Source organism: Rhizobacter sp. LjRoot28, from assembly GCF_964253025.1.
Taxonomy (GTDB): Bacteria; Pseudomonadota; Gammaproteobacteria; order Burkholderiales; family Burkholderiaceae_C; genus Rhizobacter.
The window spans coordinates 1,223,612-1,246,496 of sequence record NZ_CAXUQC020000001.1; the positions used below are offsets into that span (position 1 = coordinate 1,223,612).

Below are 22,885 nucleotides of genomic sequence, written 5' to 3' on the forward strand. Positions count from 1 at the left end.
ACGGCGTTCAATATTCTCATCCATGCCGCATACTTCCGCGCCAGGGCGCCGCGAGCGCCGCCGCACCGAAACGCTCGACCAGGTCGCGCGTGCTGCCGTCGCGTTGTTCGAAGCGCAAGGCTACGCAGCCACGACGATGGAGCAGATCGCTGCCGCGTCCGACGTCGCGAAAGGCACGCTGTACAACCACTTTCCCGCGAAAGAGGCGGTGCTGGCGCATGCCATGCACTTGTCCGTCGCCGAGGACACGGTTCGCTTGCAATCCCTGCTGCAGCAGCCGGGCCCGTTCGAGGCCAAGCTGCGGCACCTCTTGGCGGAGTCCGCCCACTGGCTGCAAGCCCACCGCGACTGGCTGTTGCCTTACTTCCGCCACCGCTTCCTGCACATCGACAGCGGCCCGGCGGCGCCCGGAGAGGCGCCCAGGGACTTGGCAGGCCTCTTCGCCGCACTGATCTCCGAAGCACAGCGAGACGGCGCCGTGCGCAGCGACCTGGCAGCCGATCACCTTGCGGCTCTGCTGCACCACCTGTACTTCGGCGCCCTCATGCGCTGGCTCACTGTGGCGGGCCGCGACCTGTCCGACGAATTCGGCGCGGCGATCGACCTGTTCCTGCGCGGCGCCGGCACCGCGGTCGCGGCGACGCCTTCGGCCCGAAGAAAGCGAACGTCATGAAAATCACCGTCCTCACCTATGGCACCGAGGGCGACGTGCGTCCGCTCGCGGCCCTCTGCGCCGCACTCGATCACGCCGGACATTCCACCCAGCTGCTGGCCGACGCCTCCACCCTGGGCAGCGCACGGCAATTGGGCGTCGCCACGCAAGCACTGGCCGGCGACATTGCCGGCAAGGCGGACACGGCCGGTTCGATCGCCCATGTGATCGGCCGCAGCCAACGTCCGGGCGAAGCGGCTCGCGCCCTGGTCCAGATCGCCAATGACCATGCGGCCGCCTGGCTGCGCCAGACCCTGGACGCTGCCGGCTCGTCGGACCTGATCCTGGCCAGCGGCCTCGCCGGCTTCGTGGGCCTCGCCGCGGCCGAGGCACTTCGCCGGCCCGTCCTGGGTCTCGGCATGTTTCCGCTGACGCCCACGCGTGCGTTCGCCTACCCCTTCCTGCCACCGGAGGCCGTATGGCACCGGCTCAACCGGCTGAGCCACCATGTGGTCAACGGGTTCCTGTGGCGCAGCTTCCGGCCGGCGCTGAACCGCGCGCGGGCCGAGGTGTGCGGCCTGCCGGCCTTGCGGCGCATGCCCTCCGATCACCCCATCCTGTATGGCTACTCGCCGACGTTGTTGCCACGGCCGGATGACTGGCCCGCGCAGGTGGAGGTGTGCGGGCAGTGGACCTTGCCGATGCCCGCGTGGGAACCGCCCGCCGCGCTGCGCCGGTTCCTCGATGCCGGCCCGCCGCCGGTGTACGTGGGCTTCGGCAGCATGGGCGGCTTCGACGCCGCTCGCCTGCGCGATGCACTGGTGCGGGGCCTGGCGGGTCGACGCGCGCTGTTCTATCCCGGCTGGAGCCGTGTCGACGTGTCGAGCCTGCCGGCCACGGTGCATGTGCTCGGCGACACCCCGCATGACTGGCTGTTCCCGCAGACGGCCTGCGTGGTGCATCACGGTGGATCGGGCACCACGCATTCGGCGGCGAGGGCAGGGGTGCCGTCGATCGTCGTGCCGTTCGCCGGCGACCAGCCGTTTTGGGCCCATCGCCTGGCGCTGGCGGGTGTGGCACCGCCTGCGGTGTCCGGCGCGCGCTTCGGCGCGGACGACCTCGTCCGGGGTCTCGAGTTTGCCGACCGCCCCGCGGTGCGCGCCCGCGCCCGCGCGCTGGGAGAGGTGCTGCGCGCCGAGGACGGGCTCGGACATGCGGTGGCCGCCATCGAACGTCGGGCCGCGGCAGCGGGGTGACGACTCCGTGCGAGACTTCTGCCCATGAATTCCGCAGTCCATCGCTTCACCCGTACTTTCCTGGCCGGCCTGCTGGCCGCGCTGCCGCTGGCGGCCACCGTGCTCATCCTGGTCTGGGTGGTTCGGCTGCTGATGCAGTGGCTGGGGCCCGAGAGCCTCATCGGCCGGTTCCTCATCGCCATCGGCATCGGCACCACCGGCTCCGAAGTGGTCGGCTACCTGATCGGCATCGGCGTGATGCTGGCCGGCATCTTCGCCCTGGGCATGGTGGTGCGCAGCCGGATGCGCCGCGTGCTGGCGCTGGCGGTCAACAACGTCCTGCAGCGCATCCCGGTGGTGCGCACCATCTACGACCTCGCCAAGAAGTTCGTCGACCTGCTGGCCCAGAAGGACGCCGCGGGCACCAAGTCGATGAGCCCGGTCTGGCTGCATTTCGGGGGCACGGGCGGCGCAGCCGTGCTGGGCTTGCTCTCGACCAATGCGCCGGTGATGGTGGGCGGTGAACCCTACCTGGCCGTGCTGGTGCCCACCGCCCCCGTGCCGGTGGGGGGCGGCTTGCTGTACGTGCCCCAGGCATGGGTCACGCCAGCGGAGATCGGCATCGACGGCCTGACGAGCATCTACGTGTCGATGGGCATCACCTCCGACAAGTACCTGGCGCCGGCCATTCCGGCGTCGCCTGGCGGGCAGACCGAGGCGACCGCGGGGCACTGAACCCGCTTGGCCTCCCTTCGCACGGCGAGGCGGGCAGCGGCGGCCGGGGCCGCCGCGCCGCTCAACCGAGGAGTTGCCGCAGCACGAAGGGCAGGATGCCGCCGTGGCGGTAGTAGTCGACCTCGATCGGCGTGTCGATGCGCAGGGTGAGGCTCACCTCGCGCGAGCTGCCGTCCGGGGCATGGATGACGAGGGTCGCGTCCTGTTGCGGGCGCAGTTCGGTGCCGAGACGGATGTCATACGTTTCGTCGCCGTGGATGCCCAGCGTCTCCCAGGAATCCGTTCCCTTGAACTGCAGCGGCAGCACGCCCATCCCGACGAGGTTCGAGCGGTGGATGCGTTCGTAGCTGCGTGCGACCACGGCCTTGATGCCCAGCAGTTGCGTGCCCTTGGCCGCCCAGTCCCGTGACGAGCCGGTGCCGTACTCTTCACCGGCGAAGATGATGGTGGGCGTGCCTTCGGCCATGTACTTCATGGCCGCGTCGTAGATGAACATCTTCTCGCCGCTCGGTTGGAACAGCGTCACGCCGCCTTCCTCACGGCTGCCGTCGGGCGAGGCCGGGATCATCAGGTTCTTGATGCGCACGTTGGCGAAGGTGCCGCGCATCATCACGTCGTGGTTGCCGCGGCGCGAGCCGTAGCTGTTGAAGTCGGCCTTCTGCACGCCGTGCGCCTTGAGCCACGCACCGGCGGGCGACTGCTCCTTGATGGAGCCCGCCGGCGAGATGTGGTCGGTGGTAATGGAGTCGCCGAAGAGCGCCATGGCGCGCGCCGCCGTCACGCCCAGTTGTGCCTGCGCCGGCGTCATCTGGAAGCCGTCGAAGAAGGGAGGGCGGGCGATGTAGGTGCTTTCGGGCCAGGTGTAGACGTCGCCCTTCACGCCGTTGATGCGCTCCCAGAGTTCGCCCGGCTTCTCGCTGACCTGCGCGTAGTTGGCACGGTACGCCTTCGCGTTCATCGCGTGCTTCATCAGCTTGTGGATCTCTTCGCTCGAGGGCCAGATGTCTCCGAGGTAGACATCGCGCCCGTTGGTGCCGCGGCCCACCGGCTCGGTCATCAGGTCACGGTTGGCGTTGCCGGCGATCGCGTAGGCGACGACCAGGGGCGGGGACGCGAGGAAGTTGGCCTTGATGAGCGGATGGATGCGCGCCTCGAAGTTGCGGTTGCCCGACAGCACGGCAGCGCAGATCAGGTCGTTCTCGTAGATCGCCTGGTTCAGCTCGGGCGCCAGGTCGCCCGCGTTGCCGATGCAGGTCGTGCAGCCATAGCCGGCGAGGTTGAAGCCGAGCTTGTCGAGGTAGGGCGTGAGGCCGGTCTTCTCGAGGTACTCGGTGACGATGCGCGAACCCGGGGCAAGCGAGGTCTTGACGTGCGGCGCCACGGTCAGGCCGTGCTCCACCGCCTTCTTGGCCAGCAGCCCGGCGGCCAGCAGCACCGCCGGGTTGGAGGTGTTCGTGCAGGAGGTGATGGCGGCGATGAGGATGTCGCCGTTGCGCACGTCGATGCCGTTGCTCGTCTTGTAGACCTGGTTCAGTTTCTCGGGCGGCTGGTTGAAGCCGTTGGCCGAGGTGGGCTTGGAGAAGAGCTCGGTGAATTCGCTGCGCATCTTGCCGAGCTCGATGCGGTCCTGCGGACGCTTGGGGCCGGCAAGCGAGGGCGTCACCGTGGTGAGATCCAGCGAGACGGTCTTGGAGTAGCTGATCTCGCCCGAGCGTGGCACGCCGAACATGCCCTGGGCGCGGAAGTAGGCCTCGAAGGCCTCGATCTCGCTCTTCTTGCGGCCGGTGCCCTCGAAGTAGGCAATCGTCTTCTCGTCCACGGGGAAGAAGCCCATGGTGGCGCCGTACTCGGGTGCCATGTTGGCGATGGTGGCGCGGTCCGGCAGTGACAGGGTGCTCGTGCCCTCGCCGAAGAACTCCACGAACTTGCCCACCACCTTCTCGCGGCGCAGCAGCTCGGTGACGGTCAGCACCAGGTCGGTCGCCGTGACGCCTTCGCGGAGCTGACCGGTGAGCTCGAAGCCGACCACGTCCGGGGTGAGGAAGTAGACCGGCTGACCCAGCATGCCGGCCTCCGCCTCGATGCCGCCCACGCCCCAGCCGACCACGCCGATGCCGTTGATCATCGTCGTGTGGCTGTCGGTGCCGACCAGGGAGTCAGGGAAGAAGGTGCCGCCGCGCTCATGGACGCCGCGCGCGAGGTACTCCAGGTTCACCTGGTGGACGATGCCGAAGCCCGGGGGCACGACGCCGAAGGTGTCGAAGGCCTGCATGCCCCACTTCATGAATTCGTAGCGCTCGTTGTTGCGCTCGAATTCCAGCTTCATGTTGAGGTCGAGCGCGTCCTTCGTGCCGTAGTAGTCGACCATCACCGAGTGGTCGACCACGAGATCGACCGGCACCAGGGGCTCGATCTGTTTGGGGTTGCGGCCCTGCTCGACGGCCACGTTCCGCATGGCGGCCAGGTCGGCCAGCAGGGGCACGCCGGTGAAGTCCTGCAGCACCACGCGGGCCACCACGAACGGGATCTCGGCCGTGCGGTCGGCGTTGGGCTGCCAGTTGGCCAGCTCGGCCACATGCTCGGGCGACACCTTCAGGCCATCGCAGTTGCGCAGCACCGACTCCAGCACGATGCGCAGGGACACCGGGAGCCGGTTCACGTTCGGGTAGGTCCTGGCCAGTTCGGGCAGCGAGAAGTACTGTCCGCTGCGACCGGATGCGGTCTTGAATTTCTTCAGGGTCGAGGCGAACGCATGGGTCGTGGACTTCTTCGATGTGGCCATCAATGCTCTCCTGGATAGATTCGGCGGATTGTGCCCGGGCACCCCAGCCCCGGTGTGACAAAGGTCACGTGGCAAAAACGGCATCCTGCCACGGCGAGGGGGCTTCTGTCAGCCCTGGGAGCGTGGACGGCAGAGATGGGCGCGCTCGCCGGGCACCCGGGCGCAGGGCGCCGGCCACAATCGAGGGTGATGCGAAGTCCCACGTTCAACTGCCATGCCGAACCCGACCGACTCCACCTTCGCCCCTGACGACGACGCGGCGCAACTGCGCGCCGGGGCGACCGCGACCGGGCTGACCCTGGAGGAGCTGCTGGCCGCCGCCGCCCCGTTGACGGCAGGCGGGCGGTTGGCGGAAGCGGCAGGGCTGTACACCGGGTGGCTCGAGGCCGGACCGTCTCGTCACCGCCATGTCGCGTGGTTCAACCTCGGCACGCTGCTCGTTCCCCTCGGGCGCCTGGGAGAGGCGGAGCAGGCCTATCGGGCGGCGCTGGCTGCCGCGCCGACCTTCCTGCAGGCCCGCATCAACCTCGGGCACGTGCTCGAGCAGCAGGGCCGGGCAGACGATGCCCTCGCCGCCTGGCAGGCGGTGGAAGACATGCCGGGCGTGGACCGGAGTCCCCTGGCGTTGCGCCTGCACGCCTTGAACAACGGCGCTCGGCTGCTGGAGCGCCTGGGCCGGCTCGAGACGGCCGAAGCGCGCCTGCGCGCCAGCCTGTTGCTCGAGGGAGCGCAGCCGGACGTCGTCCGGCACTACGTGCACCTCCGGCAGCGGCAGTGCCGCTGGCCGCTCCACCAGCCGGTCGGTGACGTGGACGTGGCGCAACTGGTGGCTGGTACGCCGCCGATGGCCATGCTCGCGGCGACGGACGATCCCGTCCTGCAGCGCCATGCTGCGCAACGTCACGTGCAGGACCATGTGCCCGCGTGGACGGGCCCGCCGCTCCACCGGGGCACACCCTCGCGCAGCGGGCGCATTCGCATCGGCTACCTTTCCGGCGATTTGCGCCTGCATCCCGTCGGCCTGCTCGCGGCGGAACTGCTGGAACTTCACGACTGCAGCCGCTTCGAGGTCTACGGCTTCTGCTGGAGCCGCGAGGACGGCAGCCCGTTGCGCCAGCGCCTGCTGGCAGCCCTGGATCACCACGTGCCCCTGGCCCACCTGGACGACCAGGCGGCGGCCCAGTCCATCGCGGACCTCGGCATCGACGTGCTCGTGGACCTGCAGGGTCTAACTGAAGGGGCGCGCCCCGCGATCCTCGGCCGGCGCCCGGCGCCGGTTCAGGTCGCCTACCTCGGCTACCCGGGGACATCGGCCGTGCCCGGCGTGGACTGGGTGATTGCCGACCCGTGGGTCATGCCGCCAGCGTCCACGGCGTTCTACAGCGAGCGTCCCCTGTACCTGCCTTCGGGCTTCCAGGTGAGCGATCGCCGGCGCGAGGAGGGCGCCGTGACCACCCGGCGGGCGTGCGGCCTGCCCGAGCAGGGCTTCGTGTTCTGTGCCTTCAACAACAGTTTCAAGATCACCGAAGCAGTGTTCCGGCGCTGGATGCGCATCCTGGGCCAGGTGCCGGGCAGCGTGCTCTGGTTGCTGGCCGAGGAGGGCGAGGTGAAGCGCAACCTGCTGGCCACGGCGAAGGCCGAGGGCGTGGCGGCGGACCGGCTGGTCTTCGCGTCCCGCGTCGCACCGCCCGCCTACCTCGCGCGCCTGGCCGTTGCCGACCTGTTTCTCGACACCTTCCCGTACAACGGCGGCACGACCGTCAACGACGCACTGTGGATGGGCCTGCCGGTGCTTACCTGCAGTGGCCGGAGCTTCGCGTCCCGCATGGCCGGCAGCCTGCTCGCGCAGGTCGGCATGTCGGAACTGGTCACCGCAGACTTGTTCGCCTACGAGCAGCGTGCCGTCACCCTGGCGCGCGAACCGGCGTTGGTGGCCGAGTTGCGCCGTCGGCTGGCGCAAGGCGCTCGCCGGTCTGCCTTGTTCGACGTGCCGGCCCGGGTGCGCGCGTTGGAATCCGTGCTCGAACGCGAGGCCCTTGCCCGCCGCGACCCGTGAGCGCCAGGCCGTGCCGGTGGACGCACAATGGGCGGTAGAAGGAGCGCAGATGGCGACGGCTTACCGGGTGGGCCCGGACAACGACATTGCATTGAGACTCGAGCGCACGGCATTCGACCCCGCGACGCACCGCCTGGCCCTGCAGGTCGGTGCCCGTGCCTACCGAATCGACGTCAACGGGGTGAGCGACGATGGCTGGCTGCGCATCGACGACAGCGCCTTTGCCGTGGAGCGGGTGCTCGTCGCCCACCGCGACGAGGCGCTCGAACTCGTGGTCACCGACCCAGCCCGGTCACGGCGACTCGCCGTCGAGCCGCTGCACTTCCATCAATCGTTCTTCGTACCGCTCGTCGATTTCGCGGCGCTCTCCTTGCCCGGGTTCGAGACCCGCAGCTATCCCCGTCCCGGCTTGCTGGCCGCATGCACGCACGTCTACAACGACCCCGCGTTCCTGCGTGTCTGGGAGCGCCACTACGCCCGCTTCGTGCCGCACGAGCAGCTCTACGTGATCGACCACGGCTCCAACCCGCCGGCCGTCGAGGTGTTGTCTCCGGGCACGCAGTGCATCCGCCTGCCGCGCGGCCCCACCGACCAGGCGAACATCGCGCAGTTCTGCAACCACTTCCAGCGCTTTCTGCTCACGCAGTACCGCTGGGTCATCCACGTCGACGTGGACGAGCTGCTCGTGCCCGAGGATGGTTACGCCGGGCTGCTCGACCGCCTTGCGGCCGACGCCGGGCCGCCGCGGATCGTCGAGCCCGCCCACGCCATGGACCTCGTCGGCCACCCGGTGACCGAGGCACCCCTCGACCTCGACCGGCCCCTGACGGCGCAGCGCCGCTTCCTGGTGCCCAACGCCGAGTACCGCAAGCCCGCCCTGGTCTCGCGCCCTGCGACCTGGGGTCCCGGTTTTCACTACGCCGTCGAAGCCTTCGCAGTGGTCGAGGACCCGCGCCTGTGGCTGGTGCACCTTGCCCAGGCGGACGCCCAGCTGGCGGCGTCGCGCAACCGCACCTGGCTCGAAACGCTGGCCTCACGCCTCGACCGGGCCACGGTGGACCACCGGCATCGGAGCACTGACCTCGAGCGGCTGCGCGAAGCAACCCTTCATCGCTTGGGGTCGGAGCGCGTTCAGACCGTTCCCGGGTGGATGCTCGGCATGTTCTGAAGTTCGCGCGCGATGGCTTGCCATGACTGGATCGGCCCCATGGCAGGCAGTGCGCATTTCCGAGGAACGCGCTTGCGATGAAGCGGTCCTGATACCGGGGTGCGGGTCGGTGCCCTCGTGCCAGCGCCGGTTTCCCGCAGCAGGCTGCAGTGGAACGTGGGGAGGATCGACCATGAGCACGGATGCACGAACGCGTTTCGTCGCCATCAACACCGGTGCCTACGCGGCAATGGCGTTTGCCTGGATCTTCTTCTCCGACAACCTGCTGTCCACGGTGATGGACATCCGATCGATCGTGTGGCTCCCGACAGCCAAGGACGTGTTCTTCGTGCTGGTGACCTCGGCAGGCCTGTACCTGCTGCTGCGATCGGCGACCGACATGGACCGCTCGACCGGCCACCGGCACCTGGACATGCTGGCGGCGGGTCTGCTCGACCACAAGCAGGCCTGGTGGGCGGCTTACGGCTTCGCGCTGGCGCTGACCCTGTCCACCCTGATGCTGCGGGACACGCTGGGCGTGGAGTTCCGTGAGCGGCCGATGATGATTCTCTTCGTGCTGCCGATCGCGCTCAGCGCCTTGTTCGGTGGCCTCTGGCCGGGCCTGCTGTCCACCGCCGTGGCGGCGGGTGGCATCAACTACCTCGCGGTCGCGCCCGTGAACAGTTGGACCATCGCCAGCACCACGGACCTGGTCCAGTGGGTCATCCTGATCACGCTGGGAGTGCTCATCAGCCTGCTGAGCGAGGAGATGCGCCGAACCTATGCCCGGGCGGCGGTCTCCCGGCGCCTGCTGGAAGCGGTGGTCTCGGGCACGCCCGACCTCATCTCGGTGCGCGACCGCCATGGCCGGTACCTGCTTGTGAACGACGCGGCCGCCGGCGTGCTGGGCCGGCCGGCCGCGCAGGCGATCGGTCAGCCGGTGCATGAACTGCTTGCGCCGGAGACCGCAGGGCATGCCCTGGCTGGAGATGCCCGCACCATGGCGAACGGGGCGGTGCAGACACGCGAGGAGCAGCTTCGCATCAACGGTCGCCCGCATGTGTTCCTCGTCACCCGGGGGCCCGTGGCGGACAGCGGCGGGCAGGTGATGGGCGCCTTCAGCGTGGCCCGCGACATCACGGCGATGCGCCAGGCGCAAGACGAACTGGAGGCCTCCCACGACGAGTTGCAGCGGCTCCTGGCCGCCATGGATGCGGTGCAGGAAGGCGAGCGCCAGCGCATGGCGCGCGAACTGCACGACGATCTTCAGCAGAAACTCGCGGCCATCCGAATCGATGTGGGCGGCTTGTTTCAGCGACCTGACCTGGACGCGCAGTCCGTGGAGTCCGTGCTGGCCGAGGTCGATCGGCTTGCCGTGTCGGCCATCGAATCCACCCGGCGCATCATCAACGACCTGCGTCCGCAGATGCTGGAGGACCTGGGCCTGGTGCCGGCGCTGGACCTGCTGGTCAGCCAGTTCGGCCGTCGCACCGGCATCGACTGCCGGCTCGTCGCGTCGCCCGAAGCCATCGGCCACGTCGTCGAATCACCGGAGGTGGGCACCTGCCTGTTCCGCGTGACGCAGGAATGCCTGAACAACGTGGCCAAGCATTCCGGTGCCGGCCATGTGGAAGTCGGTCTGGCGGCGGCCTCCGATGGCGGGCTGCTGCTCAGTGTCCGGGACGACGGTCGGGGTTTCGAGGCGGAAGGTGCCGCCAAGCCGGGCTCGTTCGGCTTGATCGGAATGCGTGAACGCACCCGTGCAGTGGGCGGCAGCTGTCGCGTCGAGAGCGACCCGGGACGCGGCACGGCGGTGGAAGTCCTCATTCCCGCGATGCAGCGTTGATCCTGCGCAGTTCGATCGGAACGCGTGCCCGGGAAAATCGCCCGGGTGGCAGGAGGAACCGATGCCGACATCATCCAGAACCCTGCGGATCGTCATCGTGGACGATTCGTCCGACATCCAGCAACGCATGCAGCGCCTGCTGTCGGAGGTGCCTGGCCTCGAGGTCGTGGGTTCGGCGCGAGACCGTGCCAGCGCCATTCGCACCATCGATGACCAGCGGCCCGACGTCGTGCTCCTGGATGTCGACCTTGACCATGGCGATCGTGGCATCGACGTGCTGCGCCACGTGGCGCGCGACCATGCCGCAACCCGTGTGGTCGTGCTGTCGAACTTCTCGTGGCGTGCGATGCGTGACGCATTTCTCGCGGCGGGCGCCGCGGCCTATTTCGACAAGTCCATGGAGTTCAACCAAGCCCGCGACTGGATTGCCGCGCGGCGGTCCTCGACCGCGTGAACTGTCGCTTCCGGGCGGTCGACTGACTCGACTGGATCAAGAGTCCGCCTCTTTGTTCTCGGTCGACTGAACAATCCGCTCAATCCGTATCCCTTGCTGCCGATAGTCCGGGTGCGACGCGAGACCGACGGTTTCGCCGCCGCGCTCGAAGGCGCTGGAGCCCGTGTCATGCCGGGCCCCGCGCCGTGACCATCGATACCAAAAGGGAATGTGATGAAAAAACGCGAATTCGCCCAGTGGGCCCTGTCGGCACTCCTGAGTGCCACCCTCATGGCCCCGGCCTTTGCCGCCGAGACGCCCGCCACGCTCGCCGGCGTGAAGGTCGTGAACGCCGACGATGTGAAGAAGATGCTGGACGCCGGTGTCCCCGTCATCGACACCCGCGTGGCCGCCGAGTTCGCCGAGAAGACCATCAAGGGTGCCCGCAGCGTTCCTTACAAGGAGAAGAGCGCCAAGGCCGTCGAATTCGATCCGGCCGCCGACCAGTTCGACCTTTCCAAGCTGCCGGCCGACAAGGCGGCGCCGCTGGTGTTCTTCTGCAATGCCGGCGAGTGCTGGAAGAGCTACAAGGCGTCCGTCGTGGCCAAGGGCGCCGGCTACACGAAGCTGCACTGGTTCCGGGGCGGCATGCCGGAGTGGACGGCCAAGGGTCTGCCGACGCAGTGATCGCTTCCCTTCATCCCGAAAGGATTCGGTCATGGCCTTGAAACTGACGATGCGGGGCCGGCTGCTGGCATTGGCCGGACTCGCGGTGCTGGGCGTGGCGATGGTCGGGGCGCTGGCCGTCGGCTCGAACCGCGTGAACCAGCGCACGATGGCCCAGCTGTTCGATCGTGATACCCAGACCTTGGTGCGCCTCCAGCGCATCGAGAACATGCTGCTCGAAGTGCGCTTCCGTGCCGCGGGCGTGCTGCTCGAGCAACTGCCGGTGCAGGGATCGGTCAACCACCTGAAGGAGGTTCGCCAGGAGCTCGGCGGTGTCTGGCAGGCGCTCGTGCCTTCCGCCGAGACGCTGTTCGTGTCCGGCGAGGGACAGGCCGCCTTCGTCCAGCTGCGTGATCGGTGGGGCGTGATCGACGAGACGCTCGCCAAGCTGGAGGGCGGCTATGTCCGCAAGGACAACGCCGCGCTGACCGCGGTACTCGAGGAGGACTGGCCGGTGATGCACAAGGCCGCGGTCAAGCCCTTGCAGTCGCTGATCCCGCTCACGCAGTCGGCGGCCGGCGAGGCCTATGCCGAGGCCAAGGTCCAGAGCGAGCGGATGCTGCAGGGCGGGTTGCTGGGTGGCGTGGCATGCCTGGTGGTGCTGGTGGTCACGGCCGCATGGACGATCCGATCGTTGCTGTCGCCCTTGGCCGGTGTGGAATCGGCGATGCGCCACATCGCCGAAGGCGACCTGAGCACGCCGCTTCCGGCGCCGCGCCAGGACGAGCTCGGCCGCATGCTCGAGGCCTTGTCGGCCATGCAGCGCCAGTTGCGCGAGCTGGTCGGACAGGTTCGCCGCTCCACCGACAGCATCTCGACCGCATCCACCGAGATCGCCAACGGCACCCTCGACCTCAGCAACCGCACGGAGCAAGCGGCATCGAACCTGCAACAGACGGCAGCGGCGGTCAGCGAACTGACGGGCGCCGTTCGCAGCAGCGCGGACGCGGCTCGCCAGGCGGGTGAGCTCGCCGACGTTGCAGCGCAGGTGGCGCAGCGCGGCGGGGCGGTGGTGTCGCAGGTGGTGGCGACCATGGACGACATCAATGCGAGCTCGAAGAAGATCTCGGACATCATTGCCGTCATCGACGGCATCGCCTTCCAGACCAACATCCTGGCATTGAACGCCGCGGTGGAAGCCGCGCGGGCCGGCGAGCAGGGCCGCGGCTTTGCGGTCGTCGCCAGCGAAGTACGTGCCCTTGCCGGTCGCTCCGCCCAGGCAGCACGCGAGATCAAGGCGTTGATCGGGGCCTCGGTCGACAAGGTCGAGGGCGGCTCGAAGCTCGTGTCGGACGCCGGCCGGACGATGACGGAGATCGTGGGCTCGGTACGCCGCGTCTGCGACATCGTCAATGAGATCGGTGCGGCCTCGAGCGAACAGAGCCAAGGCATCGGGCAGGTGGACGGCGCGGTGGCGCAGCTCGACCACATGACCCAGCAGAATGCCGCGCTGGTCGAGCAGTCGGCAGCCGCTGCCGACAGTCTTCGCGAGCAGGCGGCCAACCTGGCCCAGGTGATCGGGCGCTTCAGGCTCGAGCCCGTGGCCGGCTGATCGTCGCGCCTCGGGTCGGGGCAGCTTGGCCGGGAGGTCCGGCTGCCCTCGCCGCCGGGGCTGTGACGCGCGGCGGCATGCCTGCGGGCGGGGCCGGGGGTCCCCTTGGCGGCCTGCCGCACCGGAGTGACGCGCCGAACCTCATTGGCCGCGCAGGCTTCGCGCGTCCGTCGGTCCCGAAACGCGGGCCCATCCGGGGCCCATGTCGCAGGGAAGGCCGGCGGCCTTTCAGGTAAATTGTGGCGATTCACCCCAACCTGCCACGCCCATGTCGTCCCTCGAAGTCATTGAACACGAAACCGGCCCCGATCCGGTTGCCTCGATCATCGTCCTGCATGGCCTGGGCGCCGATGGCAGCGACTTCGAGTCCTTCGTCGATGCGTTGCAGCTGCAGTCAATCGGCCCGGTGCGCTACCTGTTCCCGAACGCGCCGCAGATCCCGGTCACCATCAACGGCGGTTACGTGATGCGTGCCTGGTACGACATCCTGGGCACCGACCTCTCGCGTCGCGAAGACGAGGCCGGCCTGCGCCAGTCGCGCAGCGCGATCGACACGCTCATCGCACGCGAGCGCGAGCGCGGCATTCCCGCGCAGCGCATCGTGCTCGCCGGTTTCTCGCAAGGTTGCGCACTGACCCTCATGACCGGACTTCGCCATCCCGAGCGGCTCGCCGGCCTCGTGGGCCTGTCGGGCTACCTGCCGCTGGCCGCGCTGACCGCCGCTGAGCGCCACACGGCCAATGCCGACGTTCCCATCTTCCTGGCGCACGGCACCGACGACCCGGTCATTCCGCTCGCCCGTGCCACGGCTTCACGTGATGCCCTGGTGGCACTGGGCCACCCGGTGGAGTGGCACACCTATCCGATGCCTCACTCCGTCTGCATGGAAGAAGTGGCCGATCTCAATCGCTGGCTGCTGAGCGTGCTGTCACGATGAGCGACACCACGTTCTTCTGGCATGACTACGAGACCTTCGGCCGGGTGCCCCGGCGCGACCGGCCTGCCCAGTTCGCCGGCGTGCGCACAGACCTCGACCTGAACGAGATCGGGGAACCGGTGATGGCGTACTGCCAGCCCGCGCCCGACTACCTGCCGGATCCCGAGTCCTGCCTGCTCACCGGCATCCTGCCCCAGACGTGCCTTGCCGAAGGAGTGCCCGAGCATCGCTTCGCCGAGCTCATCGAGGCCGAACTGGCCAAGCCGGGCACGATCGGCGTCGGCTACAACTCGATCCGATTCGACGACGAGGTCACGCGGCACCTCTTCTGGCGCAACCTGATCGATCCCTACGGACGCGAGTGGCAGAACCAGTGCGGCCGCTGGGACATCCTCGACGTCGTTCGCGCCACCTATGCGTTGCGACCCGACGGCATCGAGTGGCCGCGCCACGAGGACGGCCGGCCTTCCTTCAAGCTGGAGCACCTTACCCGGGCCAACGGCCTGGCTCACGAAGCGGCCCACGATGCGCTGTCCGACGTGCGCGCCACCATCGCGCTGGCACGACTCATCAAGTCACGGCAGCCGCGGCTCTGGGACTTCTGCCTCAAGCTGCGCAAGAAGGACGAAGTCATCCGTGAGATGGGCGTGGGCCGGCCCTTCCTGCACATCTCCGCCATGTATGGCGTCGAGCGCGGCGGCATGGCCCTGGTCTGGCCCCTTGCGCCGCACCCGATGAACAAGAACGAGGTGATCGTCTGGGACCTGGCCTCGGACCCAGCGGAGCTGCCCGGCCTGGACGTCGAGACCCTGCGCCTGCGCATGTTCACCCGCGCCGACGAGTTGCCCGAGGGCATGACGCGCCTGCCGATCAAGACGATTCACCTCAACAAGTCGCCCATCGTCGTCGGCAACCTCAAGACCGTGAGTGACGAGGTGGCCATCCGCTGGGGACTGCAACGCGAGCAGGCCCTGCGGCATGCGGAGACGGCCGCACGCGAAGGACACAAGCTGGCCGGCATGTGGCCGCTGGTGTTCGAGCGGCCCCAGCGAACGGAAGCGGCCGACGTCGACGAGGACCTCTATGGCGGCTTCATCGGCAACGAGGATCGCCGTGCCCTGCAGCGCCTGCGCACGCTGTCACCGGCGCAGATGGCCGACAAGCGGCCGGCGTTCGCGGACTCGCGGCTGGACGAACTCTTCTTTCGCTTCCGGGCCCGCAACTTTCCCCACACGCTGTCCGAGGCGGAACAGGCTCAGTGGCTCGAGCACCGCGTGCACCGCCTGCACGAAGGGGCAGGGGGCGCGCTTACCCTGACGGCCTTCTTCGAACGGGTGGACGAACTGGAGGCGGATGCCGACGAGCGGGCCCAGGACATCCTCGGCGCGCTGGTCGACTACGCCACCGAGATCGCGCCGGACCACTGACCCGCGACGGCCCTCGGGCCGTCACCTGCCGGCTGGCTCGGTTCGGTCGACGGAGACGAGCAGCAAGGCGGCCAGCCCGACCAGGCCGAGTCCGGCCGAGAGCCACAGGGCACCCGGCCCCCAGCGGTCGAAGGCGAGCCCGAAGAGCCACGGTGCGAGTGCCTGCGCGAGGCGGGCCTGCACCATCAGCATCCCCTGCCGCTGGCCGTAGCCGTGCGGGCCGAACAGCACCAGGGGCAGGGTGCCCTTGGCAATGGTGAGGATGCCGTTGCCCGCGCCGTGCAGCAGGGCGAATGCCGCGGCCCCCGGGGCCCCGACCAGTCCGAGCACCAGGGCACCGGCGGGATGCATGACGGCCGCGATGCGGGCCGAGAGCAGCGGATGAACGCGTCGCAGCAGGCTGAACTCCAGCAGGCGGCCCGCCACCTGGGCGGGGCCGACCAGGGAGCCGATGGCCACGGCGGTGGCGAAGGTGGCACCGCCCGCCATCAGCAGGCGAGGGAGGTGGGCGGCCATCGCCGTGCTGATGAACCAGGTGACGGCAAAGACCGTGGCCAGGCAGAGTGCGGGGCGGAGCGGAACGGCCGCGGATGCATTGCCGGCGGCCGGATGGCCCGGATCGGCAGGGCCTTGCCGCGCTGCGGGGGGCAGGCGCAGGTTGAGGGGCAAACCGACCAGAAGGTGGAGGAGGGCCCAACCGAAGCAGGCGCCCCGCCAACCGAACTCGGCCTCGAGTGCGCCCGTGAGCGGCCAGCCGACGGTGCTGGCGAAGCCTGCGATCAGGGTGATGCCGGTGATGGCGCCACGCGCCTCTCGGCCGTCCAATCGCACCAGCGCGGCGAACGCTGCGTCATAGAGTCCGCATCCCATGCCGAGGCCGATCACCACCCACGCGGCGAAAAGGCCGACCGGGCCGCTGACCGCGCTGAGAAGGGCCAGGCCCATCGCGAAGACCGCGCTGGTGGCTGCCAGCACCGGGCGGCCACCAAGACGGTCCACCGCACGGCCTGCGGCTGGCCCGACCGCGGCCGAGACAACGAGAGCGCCCGAGAAGGCGGCGAACACCGTCGGTACCGAGACGCCCAGTTCCCTGGCCATCGGCTCGGCGAGCAGGGCGGGGAGGTAGTAGGTGGACGCCCAGGCGAGCGTCTGGGCTGAGCCCAGGGCGAGGACCGTGCCGGTGCGGCTGCGGCCCATGCGTCAGAGCGCCGGTTGGTTCACCCGCTTCGACAGCGCGGCGGCCGATTCCGCGCGCTCGCTGTAGCGGTCGACCAGATAGCCGCTGACGTCGCGCGTGAGCAGCGTGAACTTGACGAGTTCCTCCATCACGTCCACCACGCGGTCGAGGTACGGCGAGGGCTTCATGCGGCCGTCCTCGGAGAACTCGTTGAAGGCCTTGGCCACGGACGACTGGTTGGGGATGGTGATCATGCGCATCCAGCGCCCGAGGATGCGCATCTGGTTGACGGCATTGAACGACTGCGAGCCTCCGGAGACCTCCATCACCGCCAGCGTCTTGCCCTGCGTGGGCCGCACCGCACCGGCCGCGAGCGGAATCCAGTCGATCTGGGCTTTCATGATGCCCGTCATCGCGCCATGCCGCTCCGGCGAGGTCCAGACCATGCCTTCGGCCCAGAGGGCGAGCGACCGCAGCTCCACCACCTTCGGATGCGAGTCGGGCGCGCCGTCGGGCAAGGGCAGGCCCGTGGGGTCGAACACCTTGACCTCCGCGCCCATGGCCTGCAGCAAGCGGGCCGCCTCTTCGGTCAGCAGGCGGCTGTACGAACGTTCTCGCAGGGAGCCATAGAGCATCAGGATGCGGGGTGGGTGGGTCGTCGGTGAAGCGGTTCGCAGTCGAGCGGGGTCGGGCACCGCGAAGCACGCTGCCTGCACGGGCAGGTCGAGCGTCGCTTCAGCCACGGCGCTCACCCGAGTCCACCACCTGCTCGCCATCTTCCTTGGTGAAGGGCGGCAGTGGCCCCACCGGCAGCAATGGCAGCACGGCCTCGGAGGGCCGGCACAGCGCCGCGCCCAAGGGCGTGATGACGATCGGGCGGTTGATCAGGATGGGGTGCTGCACCATGAAGTCCAGCAACTGGTCATCGCTCCAGTGAGTGGCGCCGAGGTTCAGTTCGGCATAGGGCGTGCCCTTCTCGCGCAGCACCGCGCGCACCGGGACGCCCATGCGTTCGATGACGCTGCGCAAGGTGTCACGGGACAGCGGCTGCTTGAGGTACTCGACGACCTCGGGTTCGATTCCGGCGTGGCGAATGAGCGCAAGCGTGTTGCGCGAGGTGCCGCAAGCGGGGTTGTGGAAGATGGTGATGGCGGACGACGGGGAAGCGGTCATGGGAGGAGTTTCCGTTTTCAGTGGGATGGGGCACGCAGCGGCCGTTCGTACCAGGCCTGCGAGCGGTTCACGATCGCGACGACGGCCAGCATCACCGGCACTTCGATGAGCACGCCCACCACCGTGGCCAAGGCCGCGCCGGACTGGAATCCGAACAGGCTGATCGCCGTGGCCACGGCCAGTTCGAAGAAGTTGCTGGCGCCGATGAGGGCGGACGGCCCGGCGACGCAATGGTGCACGCCCAGGCGGCGGTTCAACCAGTACGCCAGACCCGAGTTGAGCACCACCTGGATCAGGATGGGGACGGCGAGCATGGCGATGACGAGCGGCTGGTCGAGGATGCGCTCGCCCTGGAAGGCGAACAGCAGCACGAGCGTGAGCAGCAGGGCGGCGATGGAGAACGGGCCGATGCGGGCGAGCGCTGCCTGGAAGCGCGCCGTGCCGCCCCGGAGCAGGTGCCGACGCCAGAACTGGGACAGCACCACCGGCACCACGATGTAGAGCACGACCGAGGTGAGCAGCGTGTCCCACGGAACCGTGATGGAGGACAGACCGAGCAGCAAGGCCACGATAGGGGCGAACGCGACCACCATGATCGCGTCGTTCAGGGCCACCTGCGACAGCGTGAAGTACGGATCGCCCTTGCAGAGCTGGCTCCAGACGAACACCATCGCCGTGCACGGCGCCGCCGCCAGCAGGATCAGGCCGGCGATGTAGCTGTCGAGCTGGTCCTGCGGCAGCCAGGGCGCGAAGACCTGGCGAACGAAGATCCAGCCGAGCAGGGCCATCGAGAAGGGCTTGACCGCCCAGTTGATGAACAAGGTGACGCCGATGCCGCGGGCGTGGGCCTTCACCTGTCCGAGCGCGGCGAAGTCGATCTTGAGCAGCATCGGGATGATCATCACCCAGATCAGCACGCCGACCGGCAGGTTGACCTGGGCGACCTCCATGGCCGCGATCTGGCGGAATGCACCGGGCCACAACTGGCCGAGCCCGATGCCGGCCACGATGCACAGGGCGACCCATACGGTGAGGTAGCGCTCGAAGAAGCCGATGGCCGGGGCCGAAGCGGCGCCGGCCTGGTGTGAAGCGGAAGCGGTCATGGGACAGGGGCGAAGGGACGGTCAGCGTGGATCGATTGCAGCGCGCTTTGCCGCGCAGCGACGGACAAGGATTCGATGCGCAGGTCTGCCAAGCTGCGCATGCGAGACGGCAGCCCGCAGGGCCGGTGCACTCGGGGGTGACGGTCTTGCAGGGCTTGCTCGTCACGTCGCCCGGCTCGTGCACCTGCACTCACCCCAGATCGAACCGGGGGACGCGCGGGCGGGCCTCAGCAGCAGGCAGCCGCAGCCTGCTTGCTCCCGTGACCCTCGACCGCGGGAATGCAGCAGGCGCCGGCGGCCTTCGGGGCGGCCGCTGCCTCGCTGAACACCTCGATCGTGTCCATGGTGTGGAAGTGCTCCCAGGCGATGCCCTGCGGGTCGACCAGCCAGTGCTTGTCGCTGCGGGCGTAGCAGCAGGTGGTTTCCCCCGTGTCGTGCGTGCCAAGGCCGCATGATTGCGCTGCGGACGCCATGGCGGCCAGTTCCTCCGGGGAGTCGGTCTGGATGCCGAGGTGGTCCACCCCCGGTGTCCCGCCCCGCGTGGAGATGGCGAAGTTGATCCGGGGATCCTCGATCATCCACTTGGCGTAGTCGCCCTCGAGGCGGGTGGGCGGCAGCCCGAAGAGCTTCGAGTAGAAGGCGACGCTCGCGGCCAGGTCTTCGACGTGGGCGTGGACATGGAATCGTTTCATGGGAGTTCCTTCAACGGGGATCAGCACTTGCAGGCGGCTGAGTCGGCCTCGACCGCGCAGGCGGCGCCTTCGCAGCAGTTCTGGGTGAGGTACGTCACGAGATCGGCCATGTGGGCGTAGGCGGCACGGTAGATGAGCCGGCGGCTCGCCCGCTCCTGGGTGAGGAGGCCCGCCTGGGTCAGCTCCTTGAGGTGGAACGACAGCGTGGCCGCCGGTGTGCCGAGACGCTCCTGCAGCATGCCGGGCGTCAGGCCGTCCGCGCCGGCCACGACGAGCGCTCGGAACACCTGCAGCCGCACCGGTTGGGCCAGGGCGGCGAGCGAGCGGATCACGTCTTTGTCTTCCATAATTCCATGATAGTGGAAATATGGCCGAGGACGCAAGGGCAGGCCAGTGAGCGCGGTCCTCCGTATCCCCGGAATTACGATGCCGCGCGAGATGCACCGCGAAAACGCGCAGGGGCCATGCGTCGCACTTTCAACGGGCTGCCGCGTCGCGGGCCGCCGGGGCATGCGTGCGGCCCGGGTTGCTGCGGATCGCTTCGCAGCGCCCGCAATGAAAAAGGGCCCGCTTGCGCGGGCCCTCGTCACGGTTCAGCCTTGCCGGCTGACGCTCAGGCCGTGACCTTCCGTGCCGCGTCGGTGAACTCCTCGATCTTGTCGAAGTTCAGGTACTGGTAGACCTTGTCGCTGGCTGCGGTCAGCACCCCCATGTCGGCCAGGTACTCTTCCTTCGTCGGGATGCGACCGAGCTTGGAGCAGATGGACGCCAGTTCGGCCGAGCCGAGGTAGACGTTGCTGTTCTTGCCGAGGCGGTTCGGGAAGTTGCGGGTGCTGGTGGAGAACACCGTCGCGCCTTCCTTCACCTGGGCCTGGTTGCCCATGCACAGGCTGCAGCCCGGCATTTCCATGCGGGCACCGGCGCCGCCGAGCACGTTGTAGTGCCCTTCGTCGCTCAGCTTCTTGGCATCCATCTTGGTCGGCGGGGCCACCCACAGCTTCACCGGGATGTCGCGCTTGCCTTCGAGCAGCTTGGAAGCCGCGCGGAAGTGACCGATGTTGGTCATGCAGGAACCGATGAACACTTCGTCGATCTTGGCGCCAGCCACTTCAGCCAGTGTCTTCACGTCGTCCGGGTCGTTCGGGCAGGCCACGATCGGCTCATGCACGTCGGCCAGGTCGATCTCGATGACGGCGGCGTACTCGGCATCCGCATCGCCCTTCAGCAGCTGCGGGTTGGCAAGCCAGGCTTCCTGGGCGGCGATGCGGCGCTGCAGGGTGCGCGCGTCGGCATAGCCCTCGGAGATCATCCACTTCATCAGCGTGATGTTGCTGTTGATGTACTCGATGATCGGTTCCTTGTTCAGGTGCACCGTGCAACCCGCTGCCGAACGTTCGGCCGAAGCGTCGCTCAGTTCGAAGGCCTGTTCCACCTTCAGGTCAGGCAGGCCCTCGATCTCGAGGATGCGGCCGGAGAAGATGTTCTTCTTGCCCTTCTTCTCGACCGTCAGCAGGCCCTGCTTGATGGCGTACAGCGGGATGGCGTTCACGAGGTCACGCAGGGTGACGCCCGGCTGCATCTTGCCCTTGAAGCGCACGAGCACGCTCTCGGGCATGTCCAGCGGCATCACGCCGGTGGCGGCGGCGAAGGCCACGAGGCCCGAGCCGGCCGGGAAGCTGATGCCGATCGGGAAGCGGGTGTGGCTGTCGCCGCCCGTGCCGACGGTGTCAGGCAGCAGGAAGCGGTTCAGCCAGCTGTGGATCACGCCGTCGCCCGGGCGCAGGGCGATGCCGCCGCGCGTGCTGATGAAGTCCGGCAGCTCGTGGTGCATCTTCACGTCGACCGGCTTCGGGTAGGCGGCGGTGTGGCAGAAGCTCTGCATCACCAGGTCGGCGCTGAAACCGAGGCAGGCCAGGTCCTTCAGCTCGTCGCGGGTCATCGGGCCGGTGGTGTCCTGCGAACCGACGGACGTCATGCGGGGCTCGCAGTAGGTGCCCGGGCGCACGCCCTGGCCTTCGGGCAGGCCGCAGGCGCGGCCGACCATCTTCTGCGCGAGCGAGAAGCCCTTCTTCGTGTCGACCGGGCTTTGCGGCAGGCGGAAGAGGGTGGAGGGCGGGAGGCCCAGCGCCTCGCGCGCCTTGGCGGTCAGGCCGCGGCCGATGATGAGGGGAATGCGGCCACCGGCGCGCACTTCGTCGAACAGCACGTCGCTCTTGACCTTGAACTCGGCGATGACCTTGCCGTCCTTGAGCGCCTTGCCTTCGTACGGGCGCAGTTCCACCACGTCACCCATGTTCATCTGGGCCACGTCGAGCTCGATCGGCAGGGCGCCGGCGTCTTCCATCGTGTTGTAGAAGATCGGGGCGATCTTGTTGCCCAGGCACACGCCGCCGAAGCGCTTGTTCGGCACGAAGGGAATGTCTTCGCCCGTGAACCACAGCACCGAGTTGGTGGCCGACTTGCGGCTCGAACCCGTGCCAACCACGTCACCGACGTATGCGACGAGGTGGCCCTTGGCGCGCAACTCCTCGATGAACTTCACCGGGCCGCGCTTGCCGTCTTCCTCGGGGGTGATGCCGTCACGCTTGTTCTTGAGCATGGCCAGCGCGTGCAGCGGGATGTCCGGGCGGCTCCAGGCGTCAGGGGCGGGCGACAGGTCATCGGTGTTGGTCTCGCCCGTCACCTTGAAGATGCTGACGGTAATGCTCGCGGGCACTTCCGGACGGCCCGTGAACCACTCGGCGTCGGCCCAGCTCTGCAGCACGGCCTTGGCGTGGACGTTGCCCTTGTCGGCCTTTTCCTTGACGTCGTGGAACTGGTCGAACATCAGCAGCGTGTTCTTCAGCGCGGCAGCGGCCGTGGCCGCCACGGTGGCATCGTCGAGCAGGTCGATCAGCGGGCTGATGTTGTAGCCGCCCAGCATCGTGCCGAGCAGTTCAGTGGCGCGCTCGCGCGAGATCAGCGCGCAGGTCTCGGTGCCGTGGGCCACGGCAGCCAGGTACGAGGCCTTCACCTTGGCAGCGTCGTCCACGCCGGCCGGAACGCGGTGGGTGAGGAGTTCAACCAGTGCGGCGCCTTCGCCTGCGGGCGGTGCCTTCAGCAGCTCGATGAGTTCGCTGGTCTGCTGCGCGGACAGCGGCAGCGGCGGGATGCCGAGCGCGGCGCGGTCGGCAACGTGTTGGCGATAGGCTTGAAGCATGGTGCGTTCTCTT

19 protein-coding genes are annotated in these 22,885 nt (G+C 68.5%); 11 read left to right on the top strand and 8 right to left on the bottom strand.

The window, feature by feature from the left end; all coding sequences use genetic code 11:
- Positions 1–22 precede the first annotated feature (22 nt).
- Genes ACSQ2F_RS05810 through ACSQ2F_RS05820 form a run of 3 tightly spaced genes read left to right on the top strand, consistent with a single transcriptional unit; the run spans position 23 to position 2,622 of the window.
- Positions 23–673 (top strand): TetR/AcrR family transcriptional regulator, encoded by a 651-nt coding sequence (locus tag ACSQ2F_RS05810; RefSeq protein WP_436020704.1) that lies wholly within the window; start codon positions 23–25, stop codon positions 671–673.
- Positions 670–1,908, top strand: coding sequence for a glycosyltransferase (locus ACSQ2F_RS05815; RefSeq protein WP_436020706.1), 1,239 nt, complete (start codon positions 670–672; stop codon positions 1,906–1,908). The genes ACSQ2F_RS05810 and ACSQ2F_RS05815 overlap by 4 nt, the downstream gene beginning before the upstream one ends.
- A gap of 24 nt (positions 1,909–1,932) precedes the next feature.
- Positions 1,933–2,622: a DUF502 domain-containing protein gene (locus tag ACSQ2F_RS05820; protein WP_436020708.1), complete on the top strand. Its 690-nt coding sequence runs from the start codon at positions 1,933–1,935 to the stop codon at positions 2,620–2,622.
- A gap of 61 nt (positions 2,623–2,683) precedes the next feature.
- Here the strand turns inward: ACSQ2F_RS05820 and acnA are convergent, their stop codons facing one another.
- Positions 2,684–5,404 (bottom strand): aconitate hydratase AcnA, encoded by a 2,721-nt coding sequence (gene acnA / locus ACSQ2F_RS05825; protein WP_436020710.1) that lies wholly within the window; start codon positions 5,402–5,404, stop codon positions 2,684–2,686.
- Positions 5,405–5,618: 214 nt separating this feature from the next.
- Here acnA and ACSQ2F_RS05830 point away from each other — a divergent pair, with 214 nt between their 5' ends.
- From ACSQ2F_RS05830 to sbcB, 8 genes are all read left to right on the top strand, one after another.
- Positions 5,619–7,460, top strand: coding sequence for an O-linked N-acetylglucosamine transferase family protein (locus ACSQ2F_RS05830; protein WP_436020712.1), 1,842 nt, complete (start codon positions 5,619–5,621; stop codon positions 7,458–7,460).
- Between the two features lie 49 nt (positions 7,461–7,509).
- The gene (locus ACSQ2F_RS05835) at positions 7,510–8,628 is read left to right on the top strand and encodes a glycosyltransferase family 2 protein (RefSeq protein ID WP_436020714.1); all 1,119 of its coding nucleotides are present in this window, start codon (positions 7,510–7,512) and stop codon (positions 8,626–8,628) included.
- A 172-nt stretch (positions 8,629–8,800) separates the two neighbouring features.
- Entirely contained in the window at positions 8,801–10,453 is a 1,653-nt protein-coding gene (locus tag ACSQ2F_RS05840; RefSeq protein WP_436020716.1) for a PAS domain-containing protein, read from the top strand.
- Between the two features lie 61 nt (positions 10,454–10,514).
- Positions 10,515–10,907, top strand: coding sequence for a response regulator (locus ACSQ2F_RS05845; protein ID WP_436020718.1), 393 nt, complete (start codon positions 10,515–10,517; stop codon positions 10,905–10,907).
- Between the two features lie 213 nt (positions 10,908–11,120).
- Positions 11,121–11,573, top strand: a complete 453-nt coding sequence (locus ACSQ2F_RS05850; protein ID WP_436020720.1) for a rhodanese-like domain-containing protein — start codon at positions 11,121–11,123, stop codon at positions 11,571–11,573.
- Between the two features lie 31 nt (positions 11,574–11,604).
- Positions 11,605–13,164: a methyl-accepting chemotaxis protein gene (locus tag ACSQ2F_RS05855; protein ID WP_436020722.1), complete on the top strand. Its 1,560-nt coding sequence runs from the start codon at positions 11,605–11,607 to the stop codon at positions 13,162–13,164.
- 268 nt (positions 13,165–13,432) lie between these two features.
- The gene (locus ACSQ2F_RS05860; RefSeq protein WP_436020724.1) at positions 13,433–14,101 is read left to right on the top strand and encodes an alpha/beta hydrolase; all 669 of its coding nucleotides are present in this window, start codon (positions 13,433–13,435) and stop codon (positions 14,099–14,101) included.
- On the top strand, positions 14,098–15,528 hold the full coding sequence (sbcB, locus tag ACSQ2F_RS05865) for an exodeoxyribonuclease I (RefSeq protein ID WP_436020726.1): 1,431 nt from the start codon (positions 14,098–14,100) through the stop codon (positions 15,526–15,528). Before ACSQ2F_RS05860 ends, sbcB begins: the two co-directional genes overlap by 4 nt.
- 21 nt (positions 15,529–15,549) lie before the next feature.
- On the opposite strand, the gene ACSQ2F_RS05870 is transcribed toward sbcB, so the two are convergent.
- The 7 genes from ACSQ2F_RS05870 to acnB form a co-directional block, all read right to left on the bottom strand.
- Complete coding sequence (locus tag ACSQ2F_RS05870; protein ID WP_436020728.1) at positions 15,550–16,725, bottom strand: MFS transporter; 1,176 nt, start codon at positions 16,723–16,725, stop codon at positions 15,550–15,552.
- Between the two features lie 3 nt (positions 16,726–16,728).
- Positions 16,729–17,481 (bottom strand): arsenical resistance protein ArsH, encoded by a 753-nt coding sequence (gene arsH / locus ACSQ2F_RS05875; RefSeq protein WP_436020730.1) that lies wholly within the window; start codon positions 17,479–17,481, stop codon positions 16,729–16,731.
- A complete protein-coding gene (gene arsC / locus ACSQ2F_RS05880; RefSeq protein ID WP_436020732.1) occupies positions 17,441–17,878 on the bottom strand; it encodes an arsenate reductase (glutaredoxin) in 438 nt (145 codons plus the stop codon). Before arsC ends, arsH begins: the two co-directional genes overlap by 41 nt.
- 17 nt (positions 17,879–17,895) lie before the next feature.
- Positions 17,896–18,981, bottom strand: coding sequence for an ACR3 family arsenite efflux transporter (arsB, locus tag ACSQ2F_RS05885; protein ID WP_436020734.1), 1,086 nt, complete (start codon positions 18,979–18,981; stop codon positions 17,896–17,898).
- 227 nt (positions 18,982–19,208) lie between these two features.
- Positions 19,209–19,673: an ArsI/CadI family heavy metal resistance metalloenzyme gene (locus ACSQ2F_RS05890; RefSeq protein ID WP_436020736.1), complete on the bottom strand. Its 465-nt coding sequence runs from the start codon at positions 19,671–19,673 to the stop codon at positions 19,209–19,211.
- A gap of 20 nt (positions 19,674–19,693) precedes the next feature.
- A complete protein-coding gene (locus ACSQ2F_RS05895) occupies positions 19,694–20,020 on the bottom strand; it encodes an ArsR/SmtB family transcription factor (RefSeq protein ID WP_436020738.1) in 327 nt (108 codons plus the stop codon).
- Positions 20,021–20,286: 266 nt separating this feature from the next.
- Positions 20,287–22,872, bottom strand: coding sequence for a bifunctional aconitate hydratase 2/2-methylisocitrate dehydratase (acnB, locus tag ACSQ2F_RS05900; RefSeq protein WP_436020740.1), 2,586 nt, complete (start codon positions 22,870–22,872; stop codon positions 20,287–20,289).
- Between the last annotated feature and the right edge of the window lie 13 nt (positions 22,873–22,885).

Excerpts from the sequence above, each read along its gene's own strand:
- ACSQ2F_RS05810 (WP_436020704.1), top strand. The coding sequence starts at position 23 with ATGCCGCATACTTCCGCGCCAGGGCGCCGCGAGCGCCGCCGCACCGAA.
- ACSQ2F_RS05815 (WP_436020706.1), top strand. The coding sequence starts at position 670 with ATGAAAATCACCGTCCTCACCTATGGCACCGAGGGCGACGTGCGTCCG.
- ACSQ2F_RS05820 (WP_436020708.1), top strand. The coding sequence starts at position 1,933 with ATGAATTCCGCAGTCCATCGCTTCACCCGTACTTTCCTGGCCGGCCTG.
- acnA (WP_436020710.1), bottom strand. The coding sequence starts at position 5,404 with ATGGCCACATCGAAGAAGTCCACGACCCATGCGTTCGCCTCGACCCTG.
- ACSQ2F_RS05830 (WP_436020712.1), top strand. The coding sequence starts at position 5,619 with ATGCCGAACCCGACCGACTCCACCTTCGCCCCTGACGACGACGCGGCG.
- ACSQ2F_RS05835 (WP_436020714.1), top strand. The coding sequence starts at position 7,510 with ATGGCGACGGCTTACCGGGTGGGCCCGGACAACGACATTGCATTGAGA.
- ACSQ2F_RS05840 (WP_436020716.1), top strand. The coding sequence starts at position 8,801 with ATGAGCACGGATGCACGAACGCGTTTCGTCGCCATCAACACCGGTGCC.
- ACSQ2F_RS05845 (WP_436020718.1), top strand. The coding sequence starts at position 10,515 with ATGCCGACATCATCCAGAACCCTGCGGATCGTCATCGTGGACGATTCG.
- ACSQ2F_RS05850 (WP_436020720.1), top strand. The coding sequence starts at position 11,121 with ATGAAAAAACGCGAATTCGCCCAGTGGGCCCTGTCGGCACTCCTGAGT.
- ACSQ2F_RS05855 (WP_436020722.1), top strand. The coding sequence starts at position 11,605 with ATGGCCTTGAAACTGACGATGCGGGGCCGGCTGCTGGCATTGGCCGGA.
- ACSQ2F_RS05860 (WP_436020724.1), top strand. The coding sequence starts at position 13,433 with ATGTCGTCCCTCGAAGTCATTGAACACGAAACCGGCCCCGATCCGGTT.
- sbcB (WP_436020726.1), top strand. The coding sequence starts at position 14,098 with ATGAGCGACACCACGTTCTTCTGGCATGACTACGAGACCTTCGGCCGG.
- ACSQ2F_RS05870 (WP_436020728.1), bottom strand. The coding sequence starts at position 16,725 with ATGGGCCGCAGCCGCACCGGCACGGTCCTCGCCCTGGGCTCAGCCCAG.
- arsH (WP_436020730.1), bottom strand. The coding sequence starts at position 17,481 with ATGGCGAGCAGGTGGTGGACTCGGGTGAGCGCCGTGGCTGAAGCGACG.
- arsC (WP_436020732.1), bottom strand. The coding sequence starts at position 17,878 with ATGACCGCTTCCCCGTCGTCCGCCATCACCATCTTCCACAACCCCGCT.
- arsB (WP_436020734.1), bottom strand. The coding sequence starts at position 18,981 with ATGACCGCTTCCGCTTCACACCAGGCCGGCGCCGCTTCGGCCCCGGCC.
- ACSQ2F_RS05890 (WP_436020736.1), bottom strand. The coding sequence starts at position 19,673 with ATGAAACGATTCCATGTCCACGCCCACGTCGAAGACCTGGCCGCGAGC.
- ACSQ2F_RS05895 (WP_436020738.1), bottom strand. The coding sequence starts at position 20,020 with ATGGAAGACAAAGACGTGATCCGCTCGCTCGCCGCCCTGGCCCAACCG.
- acnB (WP_436020740.1), bottom strand. The coding sequence starts at position 22,872 with ATGCTTCAAGCCTATCGCCAACACGTTGCCGACCGCGCCGCGCTCGGC.